Origin of the sequence: Senegalia massiliensis (assembly GCF_900626135.1) — a bacterium.
Classification (GTDB): Bacteria; Bacillota; Clostridia; order Tissierellales; family SIT17; genus Anaeromonas; species Anaeromonas massiliensis.
The window spans coordinates 320,733-346,879 of the sequence record NZ_LR130786.1 but is presented as its reverse complement, the minus strand read 5'-3'; the positions used below and the strand labels follow the sequence as shown (position 1 = coordinate 346,879).

Sequence of the window (26,147 nt, the reverse complement as noted above, 5' to 3'; positions counted from 1 at the left end):
ATTACAAAAAAAATCATATTTACTCTTTTAAAACATAAAGAAATCTATTATAATAGTATTCAGGTGATTTTATGTTAACCAAAATTGAACTACAAAAACAGCTGAATATTATAAATTCATCGACTTCATATGATTTGCATTTAGATACAGTTAAATATGAAGATAAGAATTTAATTTATAATTATAATAACAATGAAAATAATTATTATATATATAGCAATCTAGAAGATATTACTACTAACGAAAAAAATATATTAAAAATTTTAATTTCAGAAAAACTTGACATTTATTCTAATGATACCCATTCAAATAAAATATTAAACAATATAATTAAAAACAACTTAAATACTGAAGAAATTGAAGGAAAATTAAAATTTTTATCTATAAATAAAAATAATAATTTAATTATTATGGCATTAAAAATTTTTAAAAAAGACAGATTAAATGATGCATTTGAAATATTAGTTAATTTAGAAGAAATTGATATTATATCAATTTTGGATGATGAATTTATTCTAATAGTCTTAAATAATAGTGTAGAAAAAGCACTTGAATTGTCTAGGTTAATAGTAGAATTAATAGAAATTGAGATGTTAGAGAATATTAATATAGGAATAAGCAGTAGTGATGTTGCTATAAATATTAAAAATCTATATAGAGAAAGTATTGATACCATAAAAATCACAGAAAAATTTAATATACCAAGTAATATCAATTTATATAAAGATATATTTATTTATAAAGTAATATCATTTATAAATTATGATAATATAAAAAAAATATATGAAGATATAGAAGAATATAAAATTAATGAATTAAATAAAGATGATATTAAAACGGCGGAAGTTTTTTTGAATTTAAGTTTAAATATAAGTGAAGCGGCTAGAAAACTTTATATTCATAGAAATACACTTATTTATAGATTAGATAAAATAAAAAAACATACAGGATTAGACTTAAGAAATTTTGAACATGCACTTAAGTTTAAATTAATTTTAATTTTTAAAAGCTTTATAAATTATAACAAAGGAAAATAGAACATTAGACAGGAGTGAGATTATGATACGTCTCGAAAATGTTACAAAACAATATAAAAATGGCGTTAAAGCATTAGATGATGTTACTATTAATATAGAAAAAGGTGAATTTGTATTTTTAGTAGGATCAAGTGGTGCTGGAAAATCAACTTTAATTAAGTTGATCACTAAAGAAGTAAATCCTGAAGCAGGTAAAATATTTTTAAATGGTAAAGATGTAACTAGTTTAAGGAATAGAAAAGTCCCAAATATCAGAAGGAATATTGGTATGATATTTCAAGATTTTAAATTATTACAAAACAAAACTGTGTTTGAAAATGTAGCATTCGCTATGGAGATATTAGGATATTCTTCACGTGATATCAAAAGAAGAGTGCCTAAAGCATTGGATATGGTAGGTCTTTCTAAAAAACTAAATAGTTACCCTGACCAATTATCAGGTGGAGAACAACAAAGGGTATCTATTGCTCGGGCAATTGTAAATAAACCTAATGTTGTAATAGCAGACGAGCCTACAGGAAATCTTGATCCAGATACAGCCTGGGATATAATGAATTTATTAAAAGATATAAATAGACGTGGTACTACCATTTTGATGGCAACACATGCAAAAGATATTGTAGATATTATGAAAAAGCGTGTAATTGCTTTATCAAATGGGAAGGTAACAAAAGATGATACAAGAGGAGGTTACGATTATGAATCTTAGATCATTAGGGTACACTTTAAAACAAGGGTTACTAGGTGTATGGAGAAATAGGATGATGAGTCTTGCATCTATTGGTTCTGTAACATCCACTTTAATAATACTAGGTATTATTTTGATTTTAGTATTGAACGTTAATAATCTTTCTGTTATGTTAAAACAAGAGTTTGATGAAATAGAAATATTTTTATCAGCAGATGCAACTGATGAACAAAAAACAAAATTAGAAAAAGATTTAAAAGATGTTAAAGGAATTTCAGATGTAAAATATAAATCTAAAGAAGAAGCATTGAAATCTATGAAAGAACAATGGAAAGATAATTCCTATCTTTTAGAAGATTTAGAAGAAAATCCGTTTCCTGATTCATTTGTACTTAGAATAAATGATCTTGATAATTCAGATAAAATAGTTAATAGTATAAAAGGAATGGAAGGAATAGAGGATATTAAATATTATAGAGATATAGTAGAAAGAACTGTCACTATAGCAAATATAGTAAGAACAGGTGGAATAATAATAATAGCTATTCTTATTTTAATTTCTATATTTATAATTTCTAATACAATTAAAATAACAGTAGCAGCTAGAAAGAAAGAAATTAATATAATGAAGTATGTCGGAGCTACAAATGGATTTATTAGAGGTCCATTTATAGTGGAAGGGATAATATTAGGTATTTTAGGTTCTATCGTTTCAATAGCTTTAATAGGCTATGGATATAAATATTTATTTGATATAGCTAGTCAAAGACTATATGTATTTGCAACTGTATATATGATTCCATATTATCAAATATTAAATGATATAGTAATAATGTTTGTAGCTATAGGAGTTGGAATTGGTATAATAGGAAGTGTTGTATCACTTAGAAGATTTCTAAATGTTTAAGCGATTAAGGGAGGAAACTATGTTGAAAAAAGGGAAGGCTTTATCTTTTTTACTTATAACTGCAATCTTTTTAAACGTAGGAGCTGTTTACGCAGGAGATGTAGATGAATTAAAGGAAAAGCAAAAAGGTATTGAAACTAAATTAAAAGATGCACAAAAAGAATTAAAGGAAAAAGGCAATGAAATGTCTGAAGTAGAAAAAGAAATAAAAAAATTAGATAAAGAAATAAATGAAGCTGCACAAGAAATAAAAAAAGTAGAAGGTAAGATATCTAGTGTAAAAAGTGATATAAATAATACTGAAAAAGAATTAGAGGAAGCACAAAGTAAAGTAGATGAAAAAAGTGAAACATTAGGTGCAAGATTAAGAGTTATGTATAAAAATGGTAATGTTAGTTATTTAGAAGTGCTTTTAGGCGCTGAAGACTTTGGTGATTTTATTAGTCGATTAGATTTAGTACAAAAAATAGCGGATCAAGATGTTGATTTATTGAAGTATATGCAAGAACAAAGAGATGTAATTGAAGATAAGAAAAAAGAACTAGAAACAAAGAAAAAATTATTAGATCATCAAAAAAGTCAAGTAAGAAAACAAAGAGAAAAACTTTCTTTAGCAAATAGATCTAAAAGAAGTGAGATGAAAAAGCTAGAAAAAGATTATAAAAAACTAGAAAAATTAGAAGATGATTTAAATAAAGAAGCAAATGAAACTACAAATGATATACAAAACTTACAAAATCCTAACGCAGAGTATGTAGGTGGAGAATATACATGGCCAGTACCTGGTAAGTATAAAATAAGCTCTCCATTTGGGTATAGAACACATCCTATATATGGCACCAAGAAACTACATACTGGTATAGATATTAGTTATGGTGGACAATATGGAACTACAGTAGTAGCAGCAAATAGTGGTAGAGTAATATATGCAGGATGGAAAGGTGGATATGGTAATACTGTTATGATTGACCATGGTGGTAGAATAGTTACACTATATGCACATAATCAATCTCTATTGGTAAGTGTAGGACAACAAGTTAAAAAAGGTCAGCCTATTGCTAAGGGAGGAAGTACAGGTAATTCTACAGGTCCTCATTCTCATTTTGAAGTAAGAAAAAATGGACAATATGTAAATCCTTTATCATATTTAAGATAAATTAAAAGACAGGGTTAAGGCTCTGTCTTTTAAAATGTTTTAGTGAATAGTTAAATTGAAATGGTAAAAGCTAAATGGTATAATATTATAGTAATTTTAATAAACTTTATAGTATGATACTTAATTGGAGGTGAATAAATGATTTCAAAGAAAAAGGCTATGATAATTGGAGTAATTTTAATTTTATTAACTGCTACAGGCACTTTTATATTAGATAATATGGTTCAACTTACTATAGGAACAAAAATAATAATGCCTAAAAGTCAATTGAATAGCACAAGTAAGATAGCATATATAAAGAATTATATAAATGAAAATTATCTAAATGATGTGACTAATGAAGAACTAACAGATGGACAGCTAAAAGGATTATTTGAAGGTTTAGAAGATCCTTATTCTGTATATATGACAAAAAAAGAATTTGCTGATTTTATGGATCAAACAGAAGGAAGCTATGGAGGAGTAGGAATAATAGTAACACCTGGAGAAGATGGTTATATAACAGTTGTATCTCCTATAGAAGATACTCCTGGAGAAAAAGCTGGTATAAAATCTGGGGATAAGATAATTAAGGTAAATGATAAGGAGTTTACTGCTGATAATATGGATAAGGCAGTTGAACTTATGAAAGGAGATCCTGGAACAGATGTTAAGCTTACAATTCTAAGGGAAACTGAAGAAGGAAAAACAGAAGAAATTGAGGTTGAATTAACTAGAGAAGAAATAAGACTTAAAAGTGTTAAATCAAAGATGCTACAAGATAATATTGGTTATATAAGAATTATACAATTCGATGAATTGGTATATGAAGACTTTAAAAAGCATTTAGAACAATTACAAGATAATGGAATGAAATCCTTAGTAATAGATTTAAGAAATAATCCTGGTGGTTTACTTGCTCAAACAGCAGATATTGCTGATTTACTTATAGGTAAATCAAATATAGTTTATACTGAAACTAAAAATGGAGCAAGAGAATATTATAAATCAGACGAAGATAAATTAGGTATTCCTCTTACAGTTCTTGTAAATGAAGGTAGTGCTTCGGCTTCTGAAATATTATCTGGAGCTATAAAAGATACAAATACTGGAACTCTTATAGGAACTAAAACATTTGGTAAAGGTATAGTACAAAGAATAGAACAATTAAGTGATGGTTCTGGATTTAAACTTACAGTTTCTGAGTATTTTACACCAAATGGTACTAATATTCATGGAAAAGGAATTGAGCCTGATATTGAGATAAAGCTGCCTGATGGAATTGAAGGTGGAGTTGAAAATTTAGATGAAGATATACAACTTAAAAAAGCAATAGAAATATTAAGAGAAAAGATGTAGACAATTGTCTATATCTTTTTTGTCGTTTTATTAGTCAAATAATAGGGAATAAATATTAGTAGATGTATTGACTTAATATAGAAATAGCAATATAATGATAACGAACAACCGTTCCTTAAAATTTTGAGGTGATAAAAAATGAGTACATTTAAATTAAGTTCAGAATTCAAACCTACAGGAGACCAACCTGTAGCAATAGAAAAGTTAACAAATGGTATAAATAATAATAATAAGTTTCAAACATTATTAGGAGTAACTGGATCAGGTAAAACTTTTACAATGGCTAATATAATTGAGAAAGTAGAAAAGCCTACATTAGTTATAGCTCATAACAAGACACTTGCAGCACAGCTTGCAAGTGAGTTTAGAGAATTTTTTCCAGATAACGCAGTTGAATATTTTGTAAGTTATTATGATTATTACCAACCTGAGGCATATGTTCCAGGAAGTGATACTTATATACAAAAGGATGCTTCTATAAATGATGAGATAGATAAACTGAGACATTCAGCTACAGCATCTTTATTTGAACGAAGAGATGTTATAATAGTAGCTTCTGTATCATGTATATATGGTCTTGGAGATCCTATTGATTATGAAAATTTAGTATTATCTTTAAGGCCAGGCATGATTAAGGATAGAGATGAAGTTATAAAAAAATTAGTTGATATACAGTATGAAAGAAATGATATTAATTTTATACGAGGAACATTCAGAGTTAGAGGTGATATAATAGAGATATTTCCTGCTTCATCTACAGAAAATGCCATAAGAGTAGAATTTTTTGGGGATGAAATAGATAGAATAACAGAAGTAAATTCTTTAACTGGTGAAATAATAGGAAGAAGAAACCATATCTCAATATTTCCAGCTTCTCACTTTGCTACATCACAAGATAAAATAGATAGTGCAATAGTAAGTATAGAAAAAGAATTAGAAGAAAGATTGAAAGAACTTAGAAGTGAAGATAAACTCTTAGAAGCTCAACGACTTGAACAAAGAACTATGTATGATATAGAAATGCTTAGAGAAATGGGTTATTGTAATGGAATAGAAAACTATTCTAGACATTTAAGTGATAGAACAGCAGGGAGTAAGCCATATACCCTTATTGATTATTTTCCGGATGATTTTTTAATTGTAGTAGATGAATCGCATGTAACTATACCTCAAATAAGAGGGATGTATGCAGGAGATAGATCTAGAAAACAAACATTAGTAGATTATGGATTTAGATTACCTTCAGCACTTGATAATAGACCACTTAATTTTGAAGAATTTGAAGGACATATAAATCAAATGGTATTTGTAAGTGCTACACCTGGTCCTTATGAACAAGAACATTCAGAACAGATAGTAGAGCAAATTATAAGACCTACAGGATTATTAGATCCATCTATAGAAGTAAGACCAACTGAAAATCAAATAGATAATTTGATAAAAGAAATAAATATAAGAGTAGAAAAAAATGAAAGAGTTCTTGTTACAACTCTTACTAAAAAAATGAGTGAAGATTTAACTTCGTATCTAGAAGAAATAGGAATAAAGGTAACATATCTTCATTCTGACATAAAAACAATAGAACGTATGCAAATAATTAGGGACTTAAGACTCGGGAAATTTGATGTATTAGTAGGAATAAACTTATTAAGAGAAGGATTAGACTTACCAGAAGTTTCTCTAGTTGCTATTTTAGATGCAGATAAAGAAGGGTTTTTGAGATCTGAGACTTCAATGATTCAAACAGTAGGAAGAGCAGCTAGAAACTCTGAAGGTAGAGTTATAATGTATGCTGATAAGATTACTAATTCTATGAATAGGACAATATCAGAAACAAATAGAAGAAGAAGTATTCAAAAAAAATATAACGAAGAGCATAATATAGTACCTACTACAATAAAGAAATCTATTAGAGATGTAATAGAAGCAACAAAGGTAGCAGAAGATGAAGATGGCTATAATGTACAAAATGAAATGACAAAAGAAGAAATTGAAAATATGATTATAGCGATAGAAACAGAAATGATGCAAGCAGCAGAAAATTTACAATTTGAACGAGCAGCAGAATTAAGAGATAAAATAACAGAACTCAATAAAAAACTAGATAATTAAGTTCTGGTCTTAATTAGAAAAGAGGGATAATAAAATGCAAAAGGATAAATTAATAGTTAAAGGAGCTAAAGAGCATAATTTAAAAAATATTGATATTGAATTACCACGTGATAAATTTATAGTTTTAACTGGGTTATCAGGTTCGGGAAAATCATCATTAGCTTTTGATACAATATATGCTGAAGGCCAAAGAAGATATGTAGAAAGTTTGTCGGCATATGCTAGACAATTTTTAGGGCAAATGGAAAAACCTAATGTTGAATATATTGAAGGATTATCTCCTGCAATATCAATAGACCAGAAGACTACAAATAGAAATCCACGTTCAACTGTTGGTACAGTTACAGAAATATATGATTATTTTAGACTTTTATTTGCTAGAATAGGGACTCCTCATTGTCCAAATTGTGGTGAAGAAATATCATCTCAAACTATTGATCAAATGGTTGACAAAGTAATGGAGTTAGAAGAAAGAACAAAAATACAAATATTAGCTCCTGTAGTAAGAGGAAAAAAAGGTCAACATAAAAAACTTTTAGAAAACATACGTAAAGAAGGATTTGTAAGGGTCAGGATAGATGGAGAAATATCAGATATAAATGAGGTTGAAGAATTAGAAAAAAATAAAAAACATACTATAGAAATTGTTGTAGATAGAATAATAATAAAAGATAATATAGAAAAGAGACTAACTGATTCAATAGAAACTTCACTTGATATAGGAGAAGGATTAGTAATAGTTAATATTATTGAGGGAGAAGATATGCTATTTAGCCAGAATTTTGCATGTGCTGATTGTGGAATAGCACTTGAAGAAATATCTCCTAGGATGTTTTCTTTTAATAGTCCATTTGGTATGTGTCCTACATGTAATGGTTTAGGCAATCATAAAAAAGTTGATAAAGAATTAGTTATACCTAATAAAAACTTATCCTTATCTCAAGGAGCTATTGCTCCATATAGTGGTGCAGGCGAGGATACCTACTATTATAGAATATTTAAAGCTATAGCAGATTATCATAATTTTTCAATGGATAAGCCCATAGGAAAAGCTCCTAAGGCTATGTTTGATGAATTATTATATGGTACAGATAGAAGTATACAATTTAAATTTAATAGTAGATTTAGTGGAAACAAGAGTTATAGAGGAACTTTTGAAGGAGTAATAAATAACTTAGAAAGAAGATATAAAGAAACTAACTCAGATTATATTAGAGAAAAAATAGAAAATTATATGAGCATAATACCATGTAGTGATTGTCATGGTGCAAGATTAAGAGATGAATCTTTAGCAGTTACAATAAACGATAGGAACATATCTGATGTAACGGAAATGTCAATAAAAGATAGCTTTGATTTCTTTAATAACTTAAAGCTTACAGAAAGACAGGAGTTTATAGCTCATCAAATTTTAAAAGAGATTAATTCTAGACTTGGATTTTTATCTGATGTAGGTCTTGAATATCTTACTCTCTCACGAAGTGCAGGAACATTATCTGGAGGAGAGTCACAGAGAATAAGACTGGCTACTCAAATTGGATCTTCTTTAGTAGGAGTATTATATGTGTTAGATGAGCCTAGTATAGGATTGCATCAGAGAGATAATGATAGATTATTAAAAACCCTTAGAAATCTTACAGACTTAGGAAATACACTTCTAGTAGTAGAGCATGACGAGGATACAATGTATGCTTCAGACTATATTGTTGATATTGGACCTGGAGCAGGAGTTCATGGTGGAGAAATTGTGGCAGAAGGAAATGTAAAAGAAATAATGGAGTGTAAAGAATCTATTACAGGACAATATTTAAGTGGAGACAAAGAGATATCGATTCCTGATAAAAGAAGAAAATTTAATGGGAATAAAATAAAGATAATAGGAGCTAAAGAACATAATCTTAAAAATATAGACGTAGAAATACCTTTAGGAGTATTTACCTGTGTAACAGGAGTATCTGGTTCAGGTAAGTCAACTCTTATAAATGAAATATTATATAAAGGATTGTCACAAGAGCTCCATAGAGGCAAAAAGAAGCCTGGAAAACATAAAAAAATTGATGGTATAGATAATGTTGACAAAGTAATAGATATAGACCAGTCACCTATAGGTAGAACACCTCGATCAAATCCTGCAACTTATACAGGGGTATTTGATCACATAAGAGAGTTATTTGCAATGACACCTGAAGCTAAAACTCGTGGATATAAAAAAGGAAGATTTAGTTTTAATGTAAAAGGTGGAAGATGTGAAGCATGTAATGGTGATGGTATAATAAAAATTGAAATGCATTTTTTACCAGATGTATATGTACCTTGTGAAGTATGTAAAGGTAATAGATATAATAGAGAGACATTAGAGGTAAGGTATAAAGGAAAAACAATATCTGACGTATTAGAGATGACAGTAGAAGAATCATTAGAATTCTTTGATTCTATACCAAAGATAAAAAGAAAATTGAAGACTATGAATGATGTAGGCCTTGGATATATTCATTTAGGTCAGCCTTCTACTCAACTTTCAGGTGGAGAGGCACAGAGAATAAAGCTTGCTACAGAACTTAGTAAAAGAAGTACAGGAAAGACATTATATATTTTAGATGAACCAACAACAGGACTTCACTTTGCTGATATTCATAAACTTATTAAAGTATTAAACAAACTTGTAGATAGTGGAAATAGTGTTCTTGTAATAGAACATAATTTAGATGTTATAAAAGTAGCCGATCATATAATAGATTTAGGACCTGAAGGTGGAGATGGCGGTGGAACTGTTGTAGCTACGGGTACTCCTGAATTCATATCAAATACAGAAGATTCCCATACAGGACATTTTTTAAATAAAATATTAAAAAAATAATTAATAGATAGAGAGTATTTGTACAAATACTCTCTATCTATTAATTTCTTTTACAAAATAATCTATTCCATCCTCTGAAATTTTTGTAAAACCCATTTTTTCTAAATAATTATCATGTTTATTATTCTGGGAAATACTAATAAATCTATTATAGCCTTTATTTAAAAAATAATCTTTATTTTCTTCAAAAAGATAGTTTCCAATTTTAAAATCTCTATATTCAGGTATGGCATAGTCCATTTCAACTTTTAAAGTATTTTTATCATATTCTGAAGCAATAAAAATACTAGCAGGTACTAAATTTCTCAATACATATATGTTTATAATATTATCATCACTATTGAATCTAGTTGAAGAAAAATAATTTAATATATCTTCTTTATAGAAATCTAAAAAATAATTAAAATATTCAGAATTCATATCTATAGGTAATATTTTAAAATAATCTTTTGACCTATAAATCTTAGCTAAATAATAAATATTAATAAAGCTAATACCCAAATTCATTATTGCAACAGGTAAAGCCCCAATTAAGAAACCATAAATAGAAAATATGATACAACCTATAAAATTTATCCATCTAAGTTTTATAACAGATGACATTAAAAGGGATATTAAAACCACAAATGATGCCAAATAGCCAAGCCATTCTAACCAATTTATATCCATCCTATAACCTCCATATTTTAATTGAATTTTTTCATAGGTATTTTTTTCTGATTTAAAATCCCTACAAACTTACGAGAAAGTTCACTATCAATATCAAAAACTAACTTACCTTGATCTGCAATTAAATAGAGCTCGATATAATCAGTAAAAATAAAATAATCTTTTATATCATTATATGTGTAAACATCTGAATCATTATGAACATTAGTACCGTATATTATAGGTAGACTAAGTCTAAAATCCCAACCAGATATTATTATATAGTCTCTGGTAAAATATCCATAAATACTTTTATTTGAAATTCTGAGTATAAACTCTATAATTAAAAAAGAAAGTATGAATAATATTATTCTAGGAATAGAAATAGACTTTATACTAAAATCTCTAAAAAGAGAAATAAAATATATAAGTACGATAGCTAAATATATTATTAAACGTACTGATAAATTAAAACCATTAGTTTTAACTTTAAATAATATAGTACTTTCATTTAAAAACCTCTTAGTATATATTTTCCTTATTGTTGACTCTATAATCATAAAAAATATTAAATAAATTGTATATAATATAGGAGAAACTATATTATAATAAGTATAATCATCTATATTTTCTAAAAAAGGTCTAAATATAACTCCAACAATAGACATGAAAAAGATAGTGATAAAGAATGATGCAAAAAATAAAATACTTTTCTTAGTACCTGACAAGTTTGTACCTCCTTAAGATGTTATATTATCATTATAACTAAATTTAATAATTCTTTCAATTATGATATTATTATAATTGGAATTAGTACAAAAAAGGATGATATATATGAATTTTAATATAGAAGAAGAATTAAAAAAGTTGCCTGATTCTCCAGGTGTTTATTTAATGAAGGATAAAAAAGGAGAAATCATATATGTAGGAAAAGCAGTAAGTCTTAAAAATAGAGTAAGACAATACTTTAGATCTTCCTCTAACAAACAAGCGAAAGTTAAGGCTATGGTAAGTCATATAGAAGAATTTGAATATATATTAACAGATTCTGAAGTAGAAGCTTTAATTCTAGAATCAAATTTAATAAAAAAGTATAAACCAAAATATAATGTCCTTTTAAGAGATGATAAACAATATCCATATATAAAAGTAACATTAAATGAAAATTATCCTAGAGTTATAAAAACTAGGAATGTATTAAAAGATAAAGCAAAATATTTTGGTCCATATACTAGTGCAGGGGCTGTAAATGATACTCTAGATATAATAAGAGATTTATATCCAATTAGGACTTGTAAGTTAAAGTTAGAAGAAGGAAAAAAAGTAAGAGAAAGACCTTGTTTAAATTATTATATAGGAAAATGTAATGCACCATGTATGGGAAATATACCGCATAATGAGTATATGGAAATGATAAATGAAATAATTATGTTTTTAAATGGAAAAGAAGAAAATTTAGTGGAAATAATTAAAGATAAAATGAGTAAAGCTTCTAAAAATCTAGACTTTGAAGGAGCTGCTAGATATAGAGATCAATTACTTTCATTAGAGCATATTCTAGAAAAACAAAAAATAGTTTCTACTACTTCTACAATAGATAGAGATATAATAGGAATGGCTCGTGGCATAGAAGATGCTATAGTTCAAATATTTTTTATGAGAAATGGAAAGTTAATGGGACGTGAACATTTTATAATTACTGATATAGAGAATCAAACTAGAGAAGAAATACTATCTTCATTTACAAAGCAATTTTATATGGGAACAGCTTTTGTACCTAAAGAGATATTAATTGAAGAGGAATTTGAAGATATGGATATTGTCTCTCGTTGGCTTACGGAAAAAAGAGGGTCAAATGTATATATAAAAGTACCTTTAAGAGGAGAAAAAAATCATCTAATGGAAATGGTCAGAAAAAATGCATTAGAGATACTAAATCAATATAGTGATAGAATAAAAAGAAAAACTAAAAAAGAAAAAGGTACTTTGCAAGAATTAAGAGGGATTTTAAATTTAGAAAAAACTCCAAATAGAATAGAAGCATTTGATATTTCTAATATAGCAGGTGTTGAGTCAGTTGGATCAATGGTAGTTTTTGAAAATGGAAGTAAGAAAACAAGTGATTATAGAAGATTTAAAATTAAATCTATAGAAGGTCCAAATGATTATGGAAGTATGGAAGAAATATTATGGAGAAGATTTAATAGAGCTGTAGAAGAAGCAAAATCCATAAAAGAAAATAAAATAGGAATTAAAAGTTTTTCTGTTTTACCTGATTTAATAATGATGGATGGGGGAAAAGGACAAGTAAATATTGCATTAAAAGTATTAGAGGAATTTAATCTAGATATACCTGTATGTGGAATGATAAAAGATGATTTTCATAGGACAAGAGGAATTATATTTCAAAATAAAGAAATAAAAATTTCTAAACATAGTGAAGTTTTTAAATTAATTACAAGAATACAAGATGAAGCACATAGATTTGCTATAAGTTATCATAGAAGTTTAAGGGATAAAAAAGTATTTAAATCAGTTTTAGATGATATAAAAGGAGTTGGAACTAAGAGAAAAAAAGCTCTTTTAAGAGAGCTGGGTTCTATTGAAAATATAAAAAAAGCAAGTATTGAAGAAATGAAAAATATAGATGGAATGAATATAAAGGCAGCACAGTCAGTATATGATTTTTTCCATAAATAAGGGAGTGATTATATGAATTCAGTAAATATAAAAAGACTAATTAAAGATATGGATGTAGAAGTAATTTGTCAAAGTAAAAATAACAATATAAATATAATAAAAAGTGATATAAATAGACCAGGTTTACAACTCGCTGGGTATGTAGATTTTTTTGCAGAAGATAGGATACAAATTATTGGTAATGTAGAATGGCACTACTTACAAACACTTGATAAAGAAATTAAGTTTAAACGATTAGAATATTTATTTTCTCATCCAATACCTGCACTTATAGTAACTAGAGATTTAGATATTTCAGATGAAGCACTGAACCTAGCAAAAAAATATGACAGAACTATTTTAAGATCATCTCTTTCAACATCAAAATTTATAAACAATTTAATAATATACTTAGATGATATGCTAGCTCCAAATACTACTATTCATGGAGTTTTAGTAGATGTATATGGTGTTGGAGTATTGATTACAGGAAGATCTGGAGTTGGTAAAAGTGAAACTGCTCTAGAATTAATAAAGAGAGGGCATAGGCTTATAGCTGATGATGCTGTTGACATAAAGAGAAAAGATGAAGGAAATTTAAAAGGGACTGCTCCAGAACTTATAAGACATTTTTTAGAAATAAGAGGAATAGGTATACTAGATATTAAGAGACTATTTGGAGTAGGAGCTGTAAGAAATTCTAAAACTATAGATATGGTTGTAGAGCTTGAATATTGGGATGAGAAAAAAGAATATGATAGAACTGGATTAGATGAAGAATATACTGATATATTAGGAACTAAAATGTCCAAAATAACAGTTCCTGTGAAACCTGGAAGAAATATTTCCATGATTGTAGAAGTTGCAGCACGAAATTATAGACAAAAAAAGATGGGTTATAATGCAGCACTTGAATTGAATAATAAATTGATTAATCAAATGGAAAATAGGTAGGGGGTAGATTATGTATATTGGAATTGATATTGGAGGGACAAGCATAAAAATTGGTATAGTTGATGGAAATGGTGAAATAATATATCATGACTCTACATTAACAAAAGTAGAATTAGGATATAAAAAAGTAAAAGATAATTTAATTGACTTAATAAATAAAGCGATTAAATTTTCTAAGTCTGAAGGCTATGACATAAAATCTATTGGTATAGGAGTTCCTGGCATTGCTGATCCAAATAGTGATTATATAGTTTATGCAACAAATCTAAAATGGACAAATGTACCACTTGGAAAAGATTTAAAATCTAATTATGATATACCTATTTATATAGATAACGATGCAACAGTAGCAGGAATTGCAGAAAGTGTAAAAGGTGTTACTAAAGGATATAAGAACTCAGTTTTTTTAACATTAGGTACAGGAGTTGGAAGTGGAATTATAATAAATGATAGAGTTTATAGTGGAAGTCATAATAAAGGTGCAGAAATTGGACATATTATAGTAGGAGAGAATTTTTATGATTGCAATTGTGGAAATAATGGATGTCTTGAGACCTTTACTTCTGCTACAGCTATAGCTAAGTATACAAACAAATTAATAAATGAAGGAAATAATGATGAAGAATTTATGAAAGCTTTAAAATCTAATGATGATTTAATAGATACCAAATTAGTATTTGAACTTGCTAAAAAAGGTAATAAATTAGCAATAAAGTCTGTAGAAAGAATGACCGACTATTTAGCAATAGGTCTTGCTAATATTATTAACTTAATTGATCCTGATATAATTGCAATAGGTGGTGGAGTCTCTAAAGCAGGCGAATATTTGATAGAAAAAATAAATAAAAAAATTATCAATTATGTAATATTTAAAGAAGGGAAAATTACCCAAATAAGACTTTCCAAATTAGGTAATGAGGCAGGAATAATAGGTGCAGCCTTAATTTCAGAATATAAATAACATTATATTGTATACAATATAACAAATGTTTTTCTAATCAAATATTTTTTTGAAGGTTTCAAAAAAATTGTATGTTATTGACATCAGCATATTTGTTTAATATACTTAACTTGAGCTAACTTTGTTGATTAATTTTATTTTAATTATTTATATTATATGAGGGGGTAATTAAATGTCAAAAGCAATGAAAACTATGGATGGAAATACAGCCGCTGCTTATGTATCTTATGCATTTACAGATGTTGCTGCAATTTATCCTATCACACCTTCTTCTCCAATGGCAGAATACGCTGATGATTGGTCAGCTAATGGAAAGAAGAACATTTTTGGTCAAACAGTAAAAGTGACTGAATTACAATCTGAAGGTGGAGCATCAGGTGCAGTTCATGGCTCTTTACAAGCAGGAGCATTAACTACAACTTTTACGGCTTCTCAAGGATTATTACTTATGGTACCTAACATGTACAAAATGGCAGGAGAACTTTTACCAGGAGTATTCCATGTAAGTGCTCGTGCTGTAGCAAGTCATGCATTATCAATATTTGGGGATCACTCTGATGTTATGGCTGCAAGACAAACTGGTTTTGCTTTACTTGCATCTGGTAGTGTTCAGGAAGTTATGGATTTAGCAGGTATAGCTCATTTATCGGCTATAAAATCTAGAATACCTTTTGTACATTTCTTTGATGGATTTAGAACCTCACACGAAATACAAAAAATTGAAGTTATTGATTATGATGAATTTGATAAATTAGTTGATCATGAATCTGTAAAGGCTTTCAGAAATAGATCATTAAATCCTGAAAGACCAGTAACTAGAGGTACTGCACAAAATCCTGATATATTCTTCCAAGCACGTGAATCTTCAAATAGATTTTATGATGAATTACCTCAAATTGTTGAAGATTATATGAAGGAAATATCAAAAGTAGTAGGTCGTGAATATAAACCATTTAATTATTATGGTGCAGAAGATGCTGAAAAAGTAATAGTTGCAATGGGATCTGTTACTGAAACTATTGAAGAAACAATAGATTATATGGTATCAAAAGGAGAAAAAGTAGGTGTTATAAAAGTACATCTTTATAGACCTTTCTGTGAAAAATTCTTCTTTAATGTGTTACCAAAAACAGTTAAGAAAATCGCAGTACTTGATAGAACGAAAGAGCCAGGATCATTAGGAGAGCCTTTATATCAAGATATAAAAACGCTTTTCTATGATAAAAATGAAAGACCATTAGTAATAGGTGGAAGATATGGTTTAGGTTCAAAAGATACTACTCCTTCACAGATAAAGAGAGTATTTGATGAATTAGACAAAGATGAGCCTAGAAATGGATTTACAATTGGAATTAATGATGATGTAACTCATTTATCTTTAGATATAGAAGAAGAAATAAATACTACACCAGAAGGAACTATTAGATGTAAGTTCTGGGGACTTGGTTCGGATGGAACTGTAGGAGCAAATAAAAATGCAATTAAGATCATTGGAGATAATACTGATATGTATGCTCAAGGTTATTTCTCTTATGATTCTAAAAAATCAGGTGGAATAACAGTATCTCACTTAAGATTTGGTAAAAAGCCAATAAAATCAACATACTTAATTGAAGAATCAGACTTTACTTCATGTTCTACTCAATCATATGTTAAAAAATATGATTTACTTAAGGGTCTTAAAAAAGGTGGTACTTTCTTATTAAATACAATATGGAATCAAGATGAATTAGATGAAAAGTTACCAGCAAGCATGAAGAAATATATAGCAGATAATGATATTAAATTCTATACAATAGATGCTACTCATATGGCTCAAGAAATAGGACTTGGACATAGAACAAATATGATAATGCAATCAGCATTCTTTAAACTTGCTAATGTAATAGATTTAGATGAAGCTGAGAAATATTTAGATGAAGCTATTGTTAAGTCTTATGGTAAAAAAGGTGAAAAAATAGTTGAAATGAATAAAGAAGCAGTTAAAAAAGGTATGAATAACTTAGTTAAAGTAGATGTACCTGAATCTTGGAAAGATGAAACAGTTGAAAAGCAAGTAGCTGAAGGTGAAGAAATGCCTGATTTTATCAAAAATATACTTGATCCAGTTAACAGACAAGAAGGAGACTTATTACCAGTAAGTTCATTTGTAGGAGCTGAAGATGGTACATTTGAAAATGGTTCAGCAGCATTTGAAAAACGTGGTATTGCTGTAACTGTACCAGAATGGCAACCAGACAATTGTATACAATGTAACCAATGTTCGTTTGTTTGTCCACATGCTGTAATTAGACCTTTCTTATTAGATGAAGAAGAAGTGGAAAGAGCACCAGAAACATTTGATACAATTAAGCCAATGGGTAAACAATTTGAAGGTTTAAGATATAAAATTCAAATATCACCATTAGATTGTACTGGATGTGGAAATTGTGCAGATATTTGTCCAGCTAAAGAAAAAGCATTAATTATGAAACCTATTGAAACTCAAACAGAAAAAGAAATTCCAAATTGGGAATTTGCAATGACTGTAACTGAGAAAAAAGATAGAATGAATTTAAATACTGTTAAAGGAAGTCAATTTGCACAACCTTTATTAGAGTTTTCTGGAGCTTGTGCAGGTTGTGGAGAAACTCCATATGCAAAAGCAGTTACTCAACTTTATGGAGATAGAATGTTAATAGCTAATGCAACAGGTTGTTCATCAATTTGGGGTGGTTCAGCTCCTTCAACTCCATACTGCATGAATTCAAAAGGTCAAGGACCTGCTTGGGCTAATTCATTATTTGAGGATAATGCAGAATACGGATATGGAATGGCTGTAGCAACAAATCAATTAAGAGATAAATTAGAAGTATTAATGAATGAATTAATTGAATTAAATGTTTCTGATGAAGTTAAATCTGTAATGAAAGAGTGGATAGATTCTAAAGAAGATGCAGAAGGTTCTAAAAAAGCATCAGCGAAGGTATTAGATGTTATAAATTCAAATGATATTACAGATGAAAAAGCAAAATCTATATTAAAACAAATTGGAGAAACTAAAGACTACCTAGTTAAGAAGTCAGTTTGGATTATAGGTGGAGATGGATGGGCATATGATATTGGATTTGGAGGTTTAGACCATGTGTTAGCGTCTGGAGAAAATATCAATGTATTAGTATTTGATACTGAAGTGTATTCAAATACTGGAGGACAGTCTTCAAAAGCTACTCCAACATCAGCTGTAGCTAAATTTGCTGCATCAGGTAAGAAAACTAAGAAGAAAGATTTAGGAATGATTGCAACAACTTATGGATATATTTATGTAGCACAAGTATCTATGGGTGCAAATAAAAATCAATTTATGAAAGCATTAGTTGAAGCAGAAAGTTATGATGGACCTTCAATTATAATAGCTTATGCACCATGTATAAATCATGGAATAAAGGCAGGTATGGGTAAAGCACAAGAACAAGAAAAGAACGCAGTAGATGCAGGATACTGGCATTTATATAGATATAACCCAACACTTAAAGAAGAAGGAAAGAATCCATTTATATTAGATTCTAAAGAACCAAAAGCTTCATTTAGAGATTTCTTAATGAGTGAAGTTAGATATACTTCATTAGCAGCTACATTCCCTGAATTTGCAGATCAATTGTTTGAAAAAGCAGAGAAAGATGCAAAAGAAAGATATGAAAATTATAAGAGAATGGCTGAAATGGAATATTAATTAAATAAAAAAACGTAGATTCTAGTAGAATCTACGTTTTTTATTATATTTTTAAACTACCTTAATATCAGATTTAGCTAATATTTTTTGTTCTCTTTCATTTACATCTGATAACTTTTCCATTTCTTTTTCATATTCTTTTACAAACTCTTCATCTTTAATAGATAAAAGATTGATTTTAACATTATACATAGCACCTATAACTGCATTCCTTGCCATCATTGTTGCTATTAAACCATCTGTTACTGCTGATTGATTACCTTTTTCTACTACTTTTTCTGCATAGTCAAATATTTTATATGCATCTTTAGCAACTTCCAAAGGAACTTTTGCAGCACTTTTAAGTCCTTCTTGTATAGCTTCTTTTCTTTTTTTCTTTTCTTCATCTGTACTTTTTGGTAAACCAAAAGCGTCATCAACTTCTTTATATGAGTCTGAATCTCTAGTTATATCATTTAGAAATTTAGATTTCATATTTTCTGCTATCTTCTTTATTTCTTTCATTTCTTCTTCAGCTTCAGCATATTTCTTTTTACCTATTGTAAGGTTTGTAACCATTTCAAGTAAACTTACAGATAAAGCACCAGATAAAGCTGCTACACTTCCACCACCTGGCATAGGTTCATTTGAAGATAGTATGTCTGTGAATTTTTTTACTGTTAAATCTTGAAACATAAATTTATCTCTCCCTTATTTTAATATTTATAAATTAGAATAATCCGCTAATTTCTCCCTCATCAGAAAGATACATATTATTTGCTGCAGGTGTTTTAGGAAGCCCTGGCATTGTCATTACATTACCTGTAAGTGCAACTAAGAAACCTGCTCCATTAGATACCCTTATTTGTCTAACTGTAATTTTAAATCCTTCTGGTCTACCTTTTAATGTTGGATCATCAGATAATGATAATGGAGTTTTAGCCATACAAATTGGTAGTTTATCATATCCTAATGCTTCTATTTCTTTTATTTGTTTTTCACAACCCTTAGTATATTCTACTCCTTCTGCTCCATATATTTCTGTTGCTATTCTCTTTATTTTATCTTTAATAGATTCATTTTCATTATATAATGGACTAAAATTAGCTTCTCCTTTTTCTACTACTTCTACTACTTTTTTAGCTAAATCTATTCCACCTTCTCCACCTTTAGCCCATACATCTGATAATACAACTTCTATTCCATCTAATTTACATTTCTCAAATAATAATTCTATTTCTTTTTCTGTGTCTGTAGGGAATTTATTTATAGCTACTACTGCTGGTACATTGAATTTCTTTACATTTTCAACATGTTTTTTTAGGTTTTCATAGCCATCTTCTAATGCTTTTAAGTTTTCTTCATTTAAATCAGTCTTTTTAACTCCACCATGATTTTTAAGTGCTCTTACTGTTGCTACTACTACTGCACAATCAGGTTGTAAATTAGCATATCTAGATTTAATATTAAAGAACTTCTCTGCTCCTAAGTCTGCTCCAAATCCTGCTTCTGTAACTGTATAATCTCCTAATTTAAGTGCTAATTTAGTTGCCATTACACTATTACAACCATGTGCTATATTTGCAAATGGTCCACCATGTATTAATGCAGGTGTGTTTTCTAAAGTTTGAACTAAATTAGGTTTAATTGCATCTTTTAACAATATTGATAATGCTCCTGTTGCTTTAAGATCATCACATGTAACCGCTTTTTTATCATAAGTATATGCTACTATCATTTTACCTAATCTTTCTTTTAAATCTTTTAAACTTGTTGCAAGACATAATATAGCCATTATTTCAGATGCTACTGTAATATCAAAGCCATCTTCTCTTGGAACCTCTTGAGTCTTTCCTCCAAGTCTTACAACTATATTTCTAAGAGCTCTATCATTCATATCTAATACTCTTTTCCAAGTTATGTTTCTAGTATCTATATTTAATTCATTACCTTGATGTATGTGGTTATCTAATAATGCTGATAATAAATTGTGTGCTGATGTAATTGCATGAATATCACCTGTAAAGTGAAGGTTTATATCTTCCATTGGGATTACTTGAGAATATCCTCCACCAGCTGCTCCACCTTTTATACCAAAAGAAGGACCTAATGAAGGTTCTCTTAATGCGGTTATAGCTTTTTTACCAATTTTATTAAGCCCCATAGAAAGTCCTATATTTGTAGTAGTTTTACCTTCTCCTGCCGGAGTTGGATTTATAGCAGTAACTAATACTAATTTTCCATCTGCTTTATCTTCATATCTTTCTAAAACATCTAGGGAAACCTTTGCCTTGTACTTACCATAAAGTTCTAAATCGTCTTCATCTAAGCCAACTTTATTAGCTATTTCAAATATTGGCTTTATGTTTGCATCTTTTGCAATATCGATATCACTTGGTACTTTACTCATTAAATATCCCAACCTTTCTATTTTGAATTCTACGATTTCTATTATACAAAATAATTGTTGAAATGTACAGAATTTTTCATAAATATTCATGACAATAAGTAAACAAACATATTTTTTTATTAAATAAAAGCTCTCAAATTACAATAATATATGGCTTTGACTTTTTTATTTTTCTTGAAATAAATTATGGTTAAGTTTTAAAAATTGTAAAATTATGATATATTTAAATCAGATAATTTGTAAAATTTAGTCTGAAAATATCTAATCTCAGGAGTGAAAAAATGGAACAAAAAACTATAAGAGAGTTTTTAAATACAAATATATTCAAAGAAATTTTTGACTCATTAAATATTGGTATACATATCATAGATTCTAAAGGGAATACAATATTTTATAATAAAATATGTGAAGAAATTGAAGGAAACTCAAAAGAATGGATAATAGGGAAGAACATGAATGACTTAGTACAAGAGGGAATATATTCTGAATCAATTGCTATAGAAGTAATCAACAAAAAAAAGCAAGTTTCCAAAAGTCAAACTGTTAATGGGAAATATATATATACTACTGGGGTACCTATATTCTTAGATGAAGAGTTGTATATGGTAGTTATGAATATAGTTGATATGACAAAAATTGAAGAGTTAAGATTTAAATATAATGAACTTAAAGATATAAATAAAAAGATAAAAAATGAATTAAACATATTAAACAAATTAGAATTAAAAGATAATTTGATTATTTCTAAAAGTCAACAAATGAAAAAGATTCTTATGTTAGCATTGAGGGCTGCAAAAGTAGATTCTAATATATTAATTGAAGGAGAATCTGGAGTAGGCAAAGGCGTATTAAGTAGCTATATTCACAATAATAGCGAACGTAAAGAAGGACCTTTTGTTAAAGTGGACTGTTCGACTCTTTCAGAAACACTTATAGAATCTGAATTATTTGGATATGAATCTGGATCTTTTACTGGAGCTAGAAAAGAAGGAAAAGCTGGTTTAATTCAAATGGCTGATAAGGGTACTTTATTTTTAGATGAAATAGGAGAATTACCTCTTAAATTACAAGTAAAAATTTTGGGAGTAATACAGGATAAAGTATTTCAAAAAGTAGGAGGAAATAAGAATATAAAGACAGATATAAGAATAATAGCTGCTACAAACAGAAATTTATTTAACATGGTTGAAGAGGGAACCTTTAGGGAAGATCTTTATTATAGATTAAAGGTAATTAAGGTGAAGATTCCATCTTTAAGAGAAAGAAAGGATGATATTATACCTCTTATAGACTATTTCATAAAGAAATATAATAAGAAGTATAATTTTAATAAAAATATTTCTGTAAAAGCTAAAAAAACACTTTTAAACTATAAATGGCCAGGAAATATAAGAGAATTAGAAAATGAAATAGAGAGATTAGTAGTTTTATCTGAAAATGATTTGATTTTAGAAAGTGATATATTTACTGGAGATATAGGTGAAAGTAATTGTATGTCTTTAAGTAATGATACAACATTTAAAGAAAATGTATATGAATATGAGAAAAAGTTGTTAAAAACATACATGAAACAATCTAAAGATATTCATGAATTAAGTTTACACACAGGATTAGAAGAAAGTACCATAAGAAAAAAAGCAAAACGATTAAATATAGAGATAAGTTACAGATAAACAGGAAAAAATTCTTGTATACAAGAATTTTTTCCTGTTTATTATTTGAAAATTATATTTTTTTAGAAAAATGATTTACCGAAGTTTATTATATAATGACTTAATTTGAACATTTTTATCGAAAATATTAAAGTTTAATTATTTTGGCATACATATTGCTAGTTATATATGTGTAATCTGAAATGATTTAATTGATATTTTAATGAAACACTAATCAAAGCTTAAGATACTGTATATAACTTAGCCGGCTATAATATAACTAGTATTTTAGTAAAGATGAAAACGTTATCGTTGAAATGTTGAAATTAAAAAGGAGATGATTTTTTGGAAAAAATCAATTTAAGTGAAGAACTAGATTATGATATTAATCAATTAGATTTAAATGATCCTCGTGTTCTAGATTCCATATCATTAAATAAGTCAGATTATACTAGTTCGTTAATAAAATTTTTAATAATTTCTTCAATAGCAATACTTGTATTTTTTATTCCCATTGATGGTAGCATTTTGTTTGGAACTATCTATAATGGACTTATTGATTTACTCGATAGATTAATAGTTATTAATGGAGTTCAAGTGGGGTCTTTACTAATATGTACAATAATACTTTCAGTTACTGGAATTACAAGTTTTATAGGAAAATTCTTTTCTAAAAAAGGTAGTAAGATGTATAACTATTATGAAAAGGATTCCATAATTCATCCATTTTTATATTTAGCAGGTGGGTTATTTATAACTCTTTATTTTTTAGAAGCAATAGGCATATATGATGCTCCAGATATAATAGTAGGTGCTTCCACTGGTGAAATGGTTATTCCAGGGGTAGTTATAGGGGTTGCAGCAATTATACCAGTAGGTGCATTTTTCATTCCTTTCTTAACTGATTATGGAGCAATAGATTTTTTTGGTGTACTACTTGAACCTCTTATGAGACCATTTTTTAAAACACCAGGTAAATCAGCAGTAGATGCAGTTGCATCATTTGTTGGGTCTACGACTATGGGAATTATAATAACTGGAAGAATGTATAAAAGCAGTACTTATACAGAACAAGAATCAGCAATTGTTGCCACTTGTTTTAGTGCGGTAAGTGTTGGATATGCACTTCTTGTAATGGAAACAGCAGGAATAGGACAATATTTTGTAATCACTTATTTCTCTTCATTTTTAATAGCATTTATTTTAGCAGCAATAATAGGTAGAATACCTCCTATATCAAAAAAAAGAGATATATTTTATAATGGTAGAATTCAAACAGCTGAGGAAAGAAAAGAAGCTAAAATCAAATTTGGGACTCAAATGATTACTACAGGAGTAGATAGAGCTACAAAAAGAGCTTATACTTCAAATAATATGCCAAAGAGAATATTTGAAAGTATAAAAAATGCATTTCCAGTTTTGCCTAAAGTTATAACACTATTATGCTCTATTGGTATCATTGGTATGATAGTTGCAGAATATACTCCTATATTTGATTATTTAGGTTATATATTTTTACCACTAGTAAAAATACTTGGGGTTCCAGATGCTATGGTTGCAGCTGCAGCACTTCCAGCAGGTATTACTGAGATGTTTATACCAGTACTTACTATAGCTGATCAGGTAGCAGAATTAAGTGTTAAAACAAGATATTTTGTAACTACTGTATCAATGGTTCAAATTATATTTTTAGCTGAATCAGTAGTTGTTATAATGACTACAGGACTTCCAGTAAAATTTAAAGAGTTAATGATAGTATTTGTCGAAAGAACTTTTTTAGCAATGCCATTTGCAGCAATTTTTATGCATTTATTCTTTTAGTAAACAACATTGTAAACAAAGTTTAAAATAAAGGTTTACAATGAATAATTATGCATTATTTTTGGAAGAAAATTGATTTAGATTTTATAAATAATTTAAAGAAAGGGGCAATAATTAATGTCAAAAAAATATATTTTAGCAGTACCAAACTTTAGTAATGGTAGAGATGAGGATGTTATAAATAAAATAGCTGATACTATTAGAACAAAAGAAGGGGTAAAATTAGTTACATGTGAACCAGAACATGATTTTAATAGAACAGTACTTACTATAATAGGAGAACCAGAACCATTAAAAGAAGCATTACTTGATATGGCTAGTAAATCATATGAGTTAATTGATATGAGACAACAAAAAGGTACTCATCCTAGAATAGGAGCTCAAGATACAATACCTTTATTCCCTTTAATGAATGTAGAATTAGAAGAATGTATTAAAATTGCAAAAGAAATTGGTGAAGAATTACATGAAAAACATGGGGTTCCAATATATTTTGCTGCAGAAAATGCAAGGAATGAAGATAGAAAAAGCATATCATATATAAGAAAAGGTCAATATGAAGGGTTAAGAAATTTATTAAAAAGAACAAAAGATGATCCAGAGAGAGAGGAAGAATTTGAAAATAGAAAACCTGATTTAAGTAAAGATGGATTATTATCAGATAAATTAGGTGCAACAATTGTTTCAGCAGAAATGGAAGGGTTAACTGCATATAATATATTCTTAGATACAGAAGATGTAAGTATAGCTAAAAAGATATCTAGAGCATTAAGGGGACCAAGTGGTGGATTTTCTACAATAAGGTCAGTTGGAATTAAATTTCCAGAAAGAGATGGAGTAGTAGTTTCAATGAATTTATTTGATTGTAGCCAGACACCAATATACAGAGCTTTTGATTTTGTTAAAAGAGAAGCAGAAAGATATGGAGTAAGAGTTACAGGTTCAGAATTAATTGGCCCTGTTAAATTAGACTATTTATTGAATAGTTTAGAATTTTATTTAGGTTTACAAGGTTTTGAAAAAGAACAAATTTTAGAACAACATTTAATATAGCATAAATTATAAAAGGTTTTAGGAGATGATATTCTCTCCTAGAACTTTTTTATTTTCTAATTTTTAATATAGTTTTAAAATAAATTCATAAATTTTATGATACAATAATAGGGTATGTATATAAAATACATTTAAATATTTTTAGGAGCTGATATTATTGGGTATTGATAAATTTTATGAAAA

General features: G+C 28.2%; 18 protein-coding genes. 14 read left to right on the top strand and 4 right to left on the bottom strand.

All coding sequences use genetic code 11. The features are described 5' to 3' along the window. The first annotated feature begins 71 nt into the window (after positions 1–71). From E0D94_RS11525 to uvrA, 7 genes are all read left to right on the top strand, one after another. Positions 72–1,037 carry a PucR family transcriptional regulator gene (locus E0D94_RS11525; RefSeq protein ID WP_130807713.1) on the top strand — a complete coding sequence of 322 codons (966 nt, stop codon included), beginning with the start codon at positions 72–74 and terminating at the stop codon, positions 1,035–1,037. Positions 1,038–1,059: 22 nt separating this feature from the next. Beyond that, positions 1,060–1,746, top strand: a complete 687-nt coding sequence (gene ftsE / locus E0D94_RS11520; protein ID WP_130807712.1) for a cell division ATP-binding protein FtsE — start codon at positions 1,060–1,062, stop codon at positions 1,744–1,746. After that, a complete protein-coding gene (gene ftsX / locus E0D94_RS11515) occupies positions 1,736–2,632 on the top strand; it encodes a permease-like cell division protein FtsX (RefSeq protein WP_130807711.1) in 897 nt (298 codons plus the stop codon). Before ftsE ends, ftsX begins: the two co-directional genes overlap by 11 nt. A 22-nt stretch (positions 2,633–2,654) precedes the next feature. Then, positions 2,655–3,788, top strand: coding sequence for a murein hydrolase activator EnvC family protein (locus E0D94_RS11510; protein ID WP_165442957.1), 1,134 nt, complete (start codon positions 2,655–2,657; stop codon positions 3,786–3,788). A gap of 138 nt (positions 3,789–3,926) precedes the next feature. Continuing rightward, the gene (locus E0D94_RS11505; protein WP_130807709.1) at positions 3,927–5,126 is read left to right on the top strand and encodes a S41 family peptidase; all 1,200 of its coding nucleotides are present in this window, start codon (positions 3,927–3,929) and stop codon (positions 5,124–5,126) included. A gap of 138 nt (positions 5,127–5,264) precedes the next feature. After that, entirely contained in the window at positions 5,265–7,238 is a 1,974-nt protein-coding gene (gene uvrB, locus E0D94_RS11500; protein ID WP_130807708.1) for an excinuclease ABC subunit UvrB, read from the top strand. A gap of 34 nt (positions 7,239–7,272) precedes the next feature. Next, entirely contained in the window at positions 7,273–10,095 is a 2,823-nt protein-coding gene (gene uvrA / locus E0D94_RS11495) for an excinuclease ABC subunit UvrA (RefSeq protein WP_130807707.1), read from the top strand. A 33-nt stretch (positions 10,096–10,128) separates the two neighbouring features. On the opposite strand, the gene E0D94_RS11490 is transcribed toward uvrA, so the two are convergent. Next, on the bottom strand, positions 10,129–10,764 hold the full coding sequence (locus tag E0D94_RS11490) for a YgjV family protein (RefSeq protein WP_130807706.1): 636 nt from the start codon (positions 10,762–10,764) through the stop codon (positions 10,129–10,131). Between the two features lie 17 nt (positions 10,765–10,781). Next, positions 10,782–11,471, bottom strand: coding sequence for a hypothetical protein (locus E0D94_RS11485; RefSeq protein ID WP_130807705.1), 690 nt, complete (start codon positions 11,469–11,471; stop codon positions 10,782–10,784). Between the two features lie 106 nt (positions 11,472–11,577). Between E0D94_RS11485 and uvrC the strand changes: the two genes are divergently transcribed. The 4 genes from uvrC (at position 11,578) to nifJ (ending at position 19,049) form a co-directional block, all read left to right on the top strand. Further along, complete coding sequence (gene uvrC / locus E0D94_RS11480; RefSeq protein WP_130807704.1) at positions 11,578–13,443, top strand: excinuclease ABC subunit UvrC; 1,866 nt, start codon at positions 11,578–11,580, stop codon at positions 13,441–13,443. A gap of 12 nt (positions 13,444–13,455) precedes the next feature. Beyond that, positions 13,456–14,376 carry an HPr(Ser) kinase/phosphatase gene (gene hprK / locus E0D94_RS11475; protein ID WP_130807703.1) on the top strand — a complete coding sequence of 307 codons (921 nt, stop codon included), beginning with the start codon at positions 13,456–13,458 and terminating at the stop codon, positions 14,374–14,376. A gap of 10 nt (positions 14,377–14,386) precedes the next feature. Continuing rightward, entirely contained in the window at positions 14,387–15,337 is a 951-nt protein-coding gene (locus E0D94_RS11470) for an ROK family protein (protein WP_130807702.1), read from the top strand. 172 nt (positions 15,338–15,509) lie between these two features. Then, complete coding sequence (gene nifJ / locus E0D94_RS11465) at positions 15,510–19,049, top strand: pyruvate:ferredoxin (flavodoxin) oxidoreductase (RefSeq protein ID WP_130807701.1); 3,540 nt, start codon at positions 15,510–15,512, stop codon at positions 19,047–19,049. A 51-nt stretch (positions 19,050–19,100) separates the two neighbouring features. Here nifJ and E0D94_RS11460 read toward each other — a convergent pair whose 3' ends face one another. Both E0D94_RS11460 and E0D94_RS11455 read right to left on the bottom strand, forming a co-directional pair. Further along, the gene (locus tag E0D94_RS11460) at positions 19,101–19,724 is read right to left on the bottom strand and encodes a cyclodeaminase/cyclohydrolase family protein (RefSeq protein WP_130807700.1); all 624 of its coding nucleotides are present in this window, start codon (positions 19,722–19,724) and stop codon (positions 19,101–19,103) included. 34 nt (positions 19,725–19,758) lie between these two features. Continuing rightward, positions 19,759–21,438 carry a formate--tetrahydrofolate ligase gene (locus tag E0D94_RS11455; protein ID WP_130807699.1) on the bottom strand — a complete coding sequence of 560 codons (1,680 nt, stop codon included), beginning with the start codon at positions 21,436–21,438 and terminating at the stop codon, positions 19,759–19,761. 281 nt (positions 21,439–21,719) lie between these two features. On the opposite strand from E0D94_RS11455, the gene E0D94_RS11450 reads away from it, so the two are divergent. The 3 genes from E0D94_RS11450 to ftcD all read left to right on the top strand — a co-directional run bounded on the left by E0D94_RS11450 (position 21,720) and on the right by ftcD (position 25,964). Further along, positions 21,720–23,111, top strand: coding sequence for a sigma-54 interaction domain-containing protein (locus E0D94_RS11450; protein ID WP_130807698.1), 1,392 nt, complete (start codon positions 21,720–21,722; stop codon positions 23,109–23,111). A gap of 324 nt (positions 23,112–23,435) precedes the next feature. Continuing rightward, positions 23,436–24,911 carry a YjiH family protein gene (locus E0D94_RS11445; RefSeq protein ID WP_130807697.1) on the top strand — a complete coding sequence of 492 codons (1,476 nt, stop codon included), beginning with the start codon at positions 23,436–23,438 and terminating at the stop codon, positions 24,909–24,911. A gap of 117 nt (positions 24,912–25,028) precedes the next feature. After that, positions 25,029–25,964 carry a glutamate formimidoyltransferase gene (gene ftcD / locus E0D94_RS11440; protein WP_130807696.1) on the top strand — a complete coding sequence of 312 codons (936 nt, stop codon included), beginning with the start codon at positions 25,029–25,031 and terminating at the stop codon, positions 25,962–25,964. The last annotated feature ends 183 nt before the right edge of the window (positions 25,965–26,147 follow it).

Coding starts and splice junctions, on each gene's coding strand:
- ftcD (WP_130807696.1), top strand. CDS start 25,029: ATGTCAAAAAAATATATTTTAGCAGTACCAAACTTTAGTAATGGTAGA.
- E0D94_RS11505 (WP_130807709.1), top strand. CDS start 3,927: ATGATTTCAAAGAAAAAGGCTATGATAATTGGAGTAATTTTAATTTTA.
- hprK (WP_130807703.1), top strand. CDS start 13,456: ATGAATTCAGTAAATATAAAAAGACTAATTAAAGATATGGATGTAGAA.
- E0D94_RS11450 (WP_130807698.1), top strand. CDS start 21,720: ATGGAACAAAAAACTATAAGAGAGTTTTTAAATACAAATATATTCAAA.
- E0D94_RS11460 (WP_130807700.1), bottom strand. CDS start 19,724: ATGTTTCAAGATTTAACAGTAAAAAAATTCACAGACATACTATCTTCA.
- E0D94_RS11490 (WP_130807706.1), bottom strand. CDS start 10,764: ATGGATATAAATTGGTTAGAATGGCTTGGCTATTTGGCATCATTTGTG.
- E0D94_RS11470 (WP_130807702.1), top strand. CDS start 14,387: ATGTATATTGGAATTGATATTGGAGGGACAAGCATAAAAATTGGTATA.
- ftsE (WP_130807712.1), top strand. CDS start 1,060: ATGATACGTCTCGAAAATGTTACAAAACAATATAAAAATGGCGTTAAA.
- uvrB (WP_130807708.1), top strand. CDS start 5,265: ATGAGTACATTTAAATTAAGTTCAGAATTCAAACCTACAGGAGACCAA.
- E0D94_RS11525 (WP_130807713.1), top strand. CDS start 72: ATGTTAACCAAAATTGAACTACAAAAACAGCTGAATATTATAAATTCA.
- nifJ (WP_130807701.1), top strand. CDS start 15,510: ATGTCAAAAGCAATGAAAACTATGGATGGAAATACAGCCGCTGCTTAT.
- uvrA (WP_130807707.1), top strand. CDS start 7,273: ATGCAAAAGGATAAATTAATAGTTAAAGGAGCTAAAGAGCATAATTTA.
- E0D94_RS11455 (WP_130807699.1), bottom strand. CDS start 21,438: ATGAGTAAAGTACCAAGTGATATCGATATTGCAAAAGATGCAAACATA.
- ftsX (WP_130807711.1), top strand. CDS start 1,736: ATGAATCTTAGATCATTAGGGTACACTTTAAAACAAGGGTTACTAGGT.
- uvrC (WP_130807704.1), top strand. CDS start 11,578: ATGAATTTTAATATAGAAGAAGAATTAAAAAAGTTGCCTGATTCTCCA.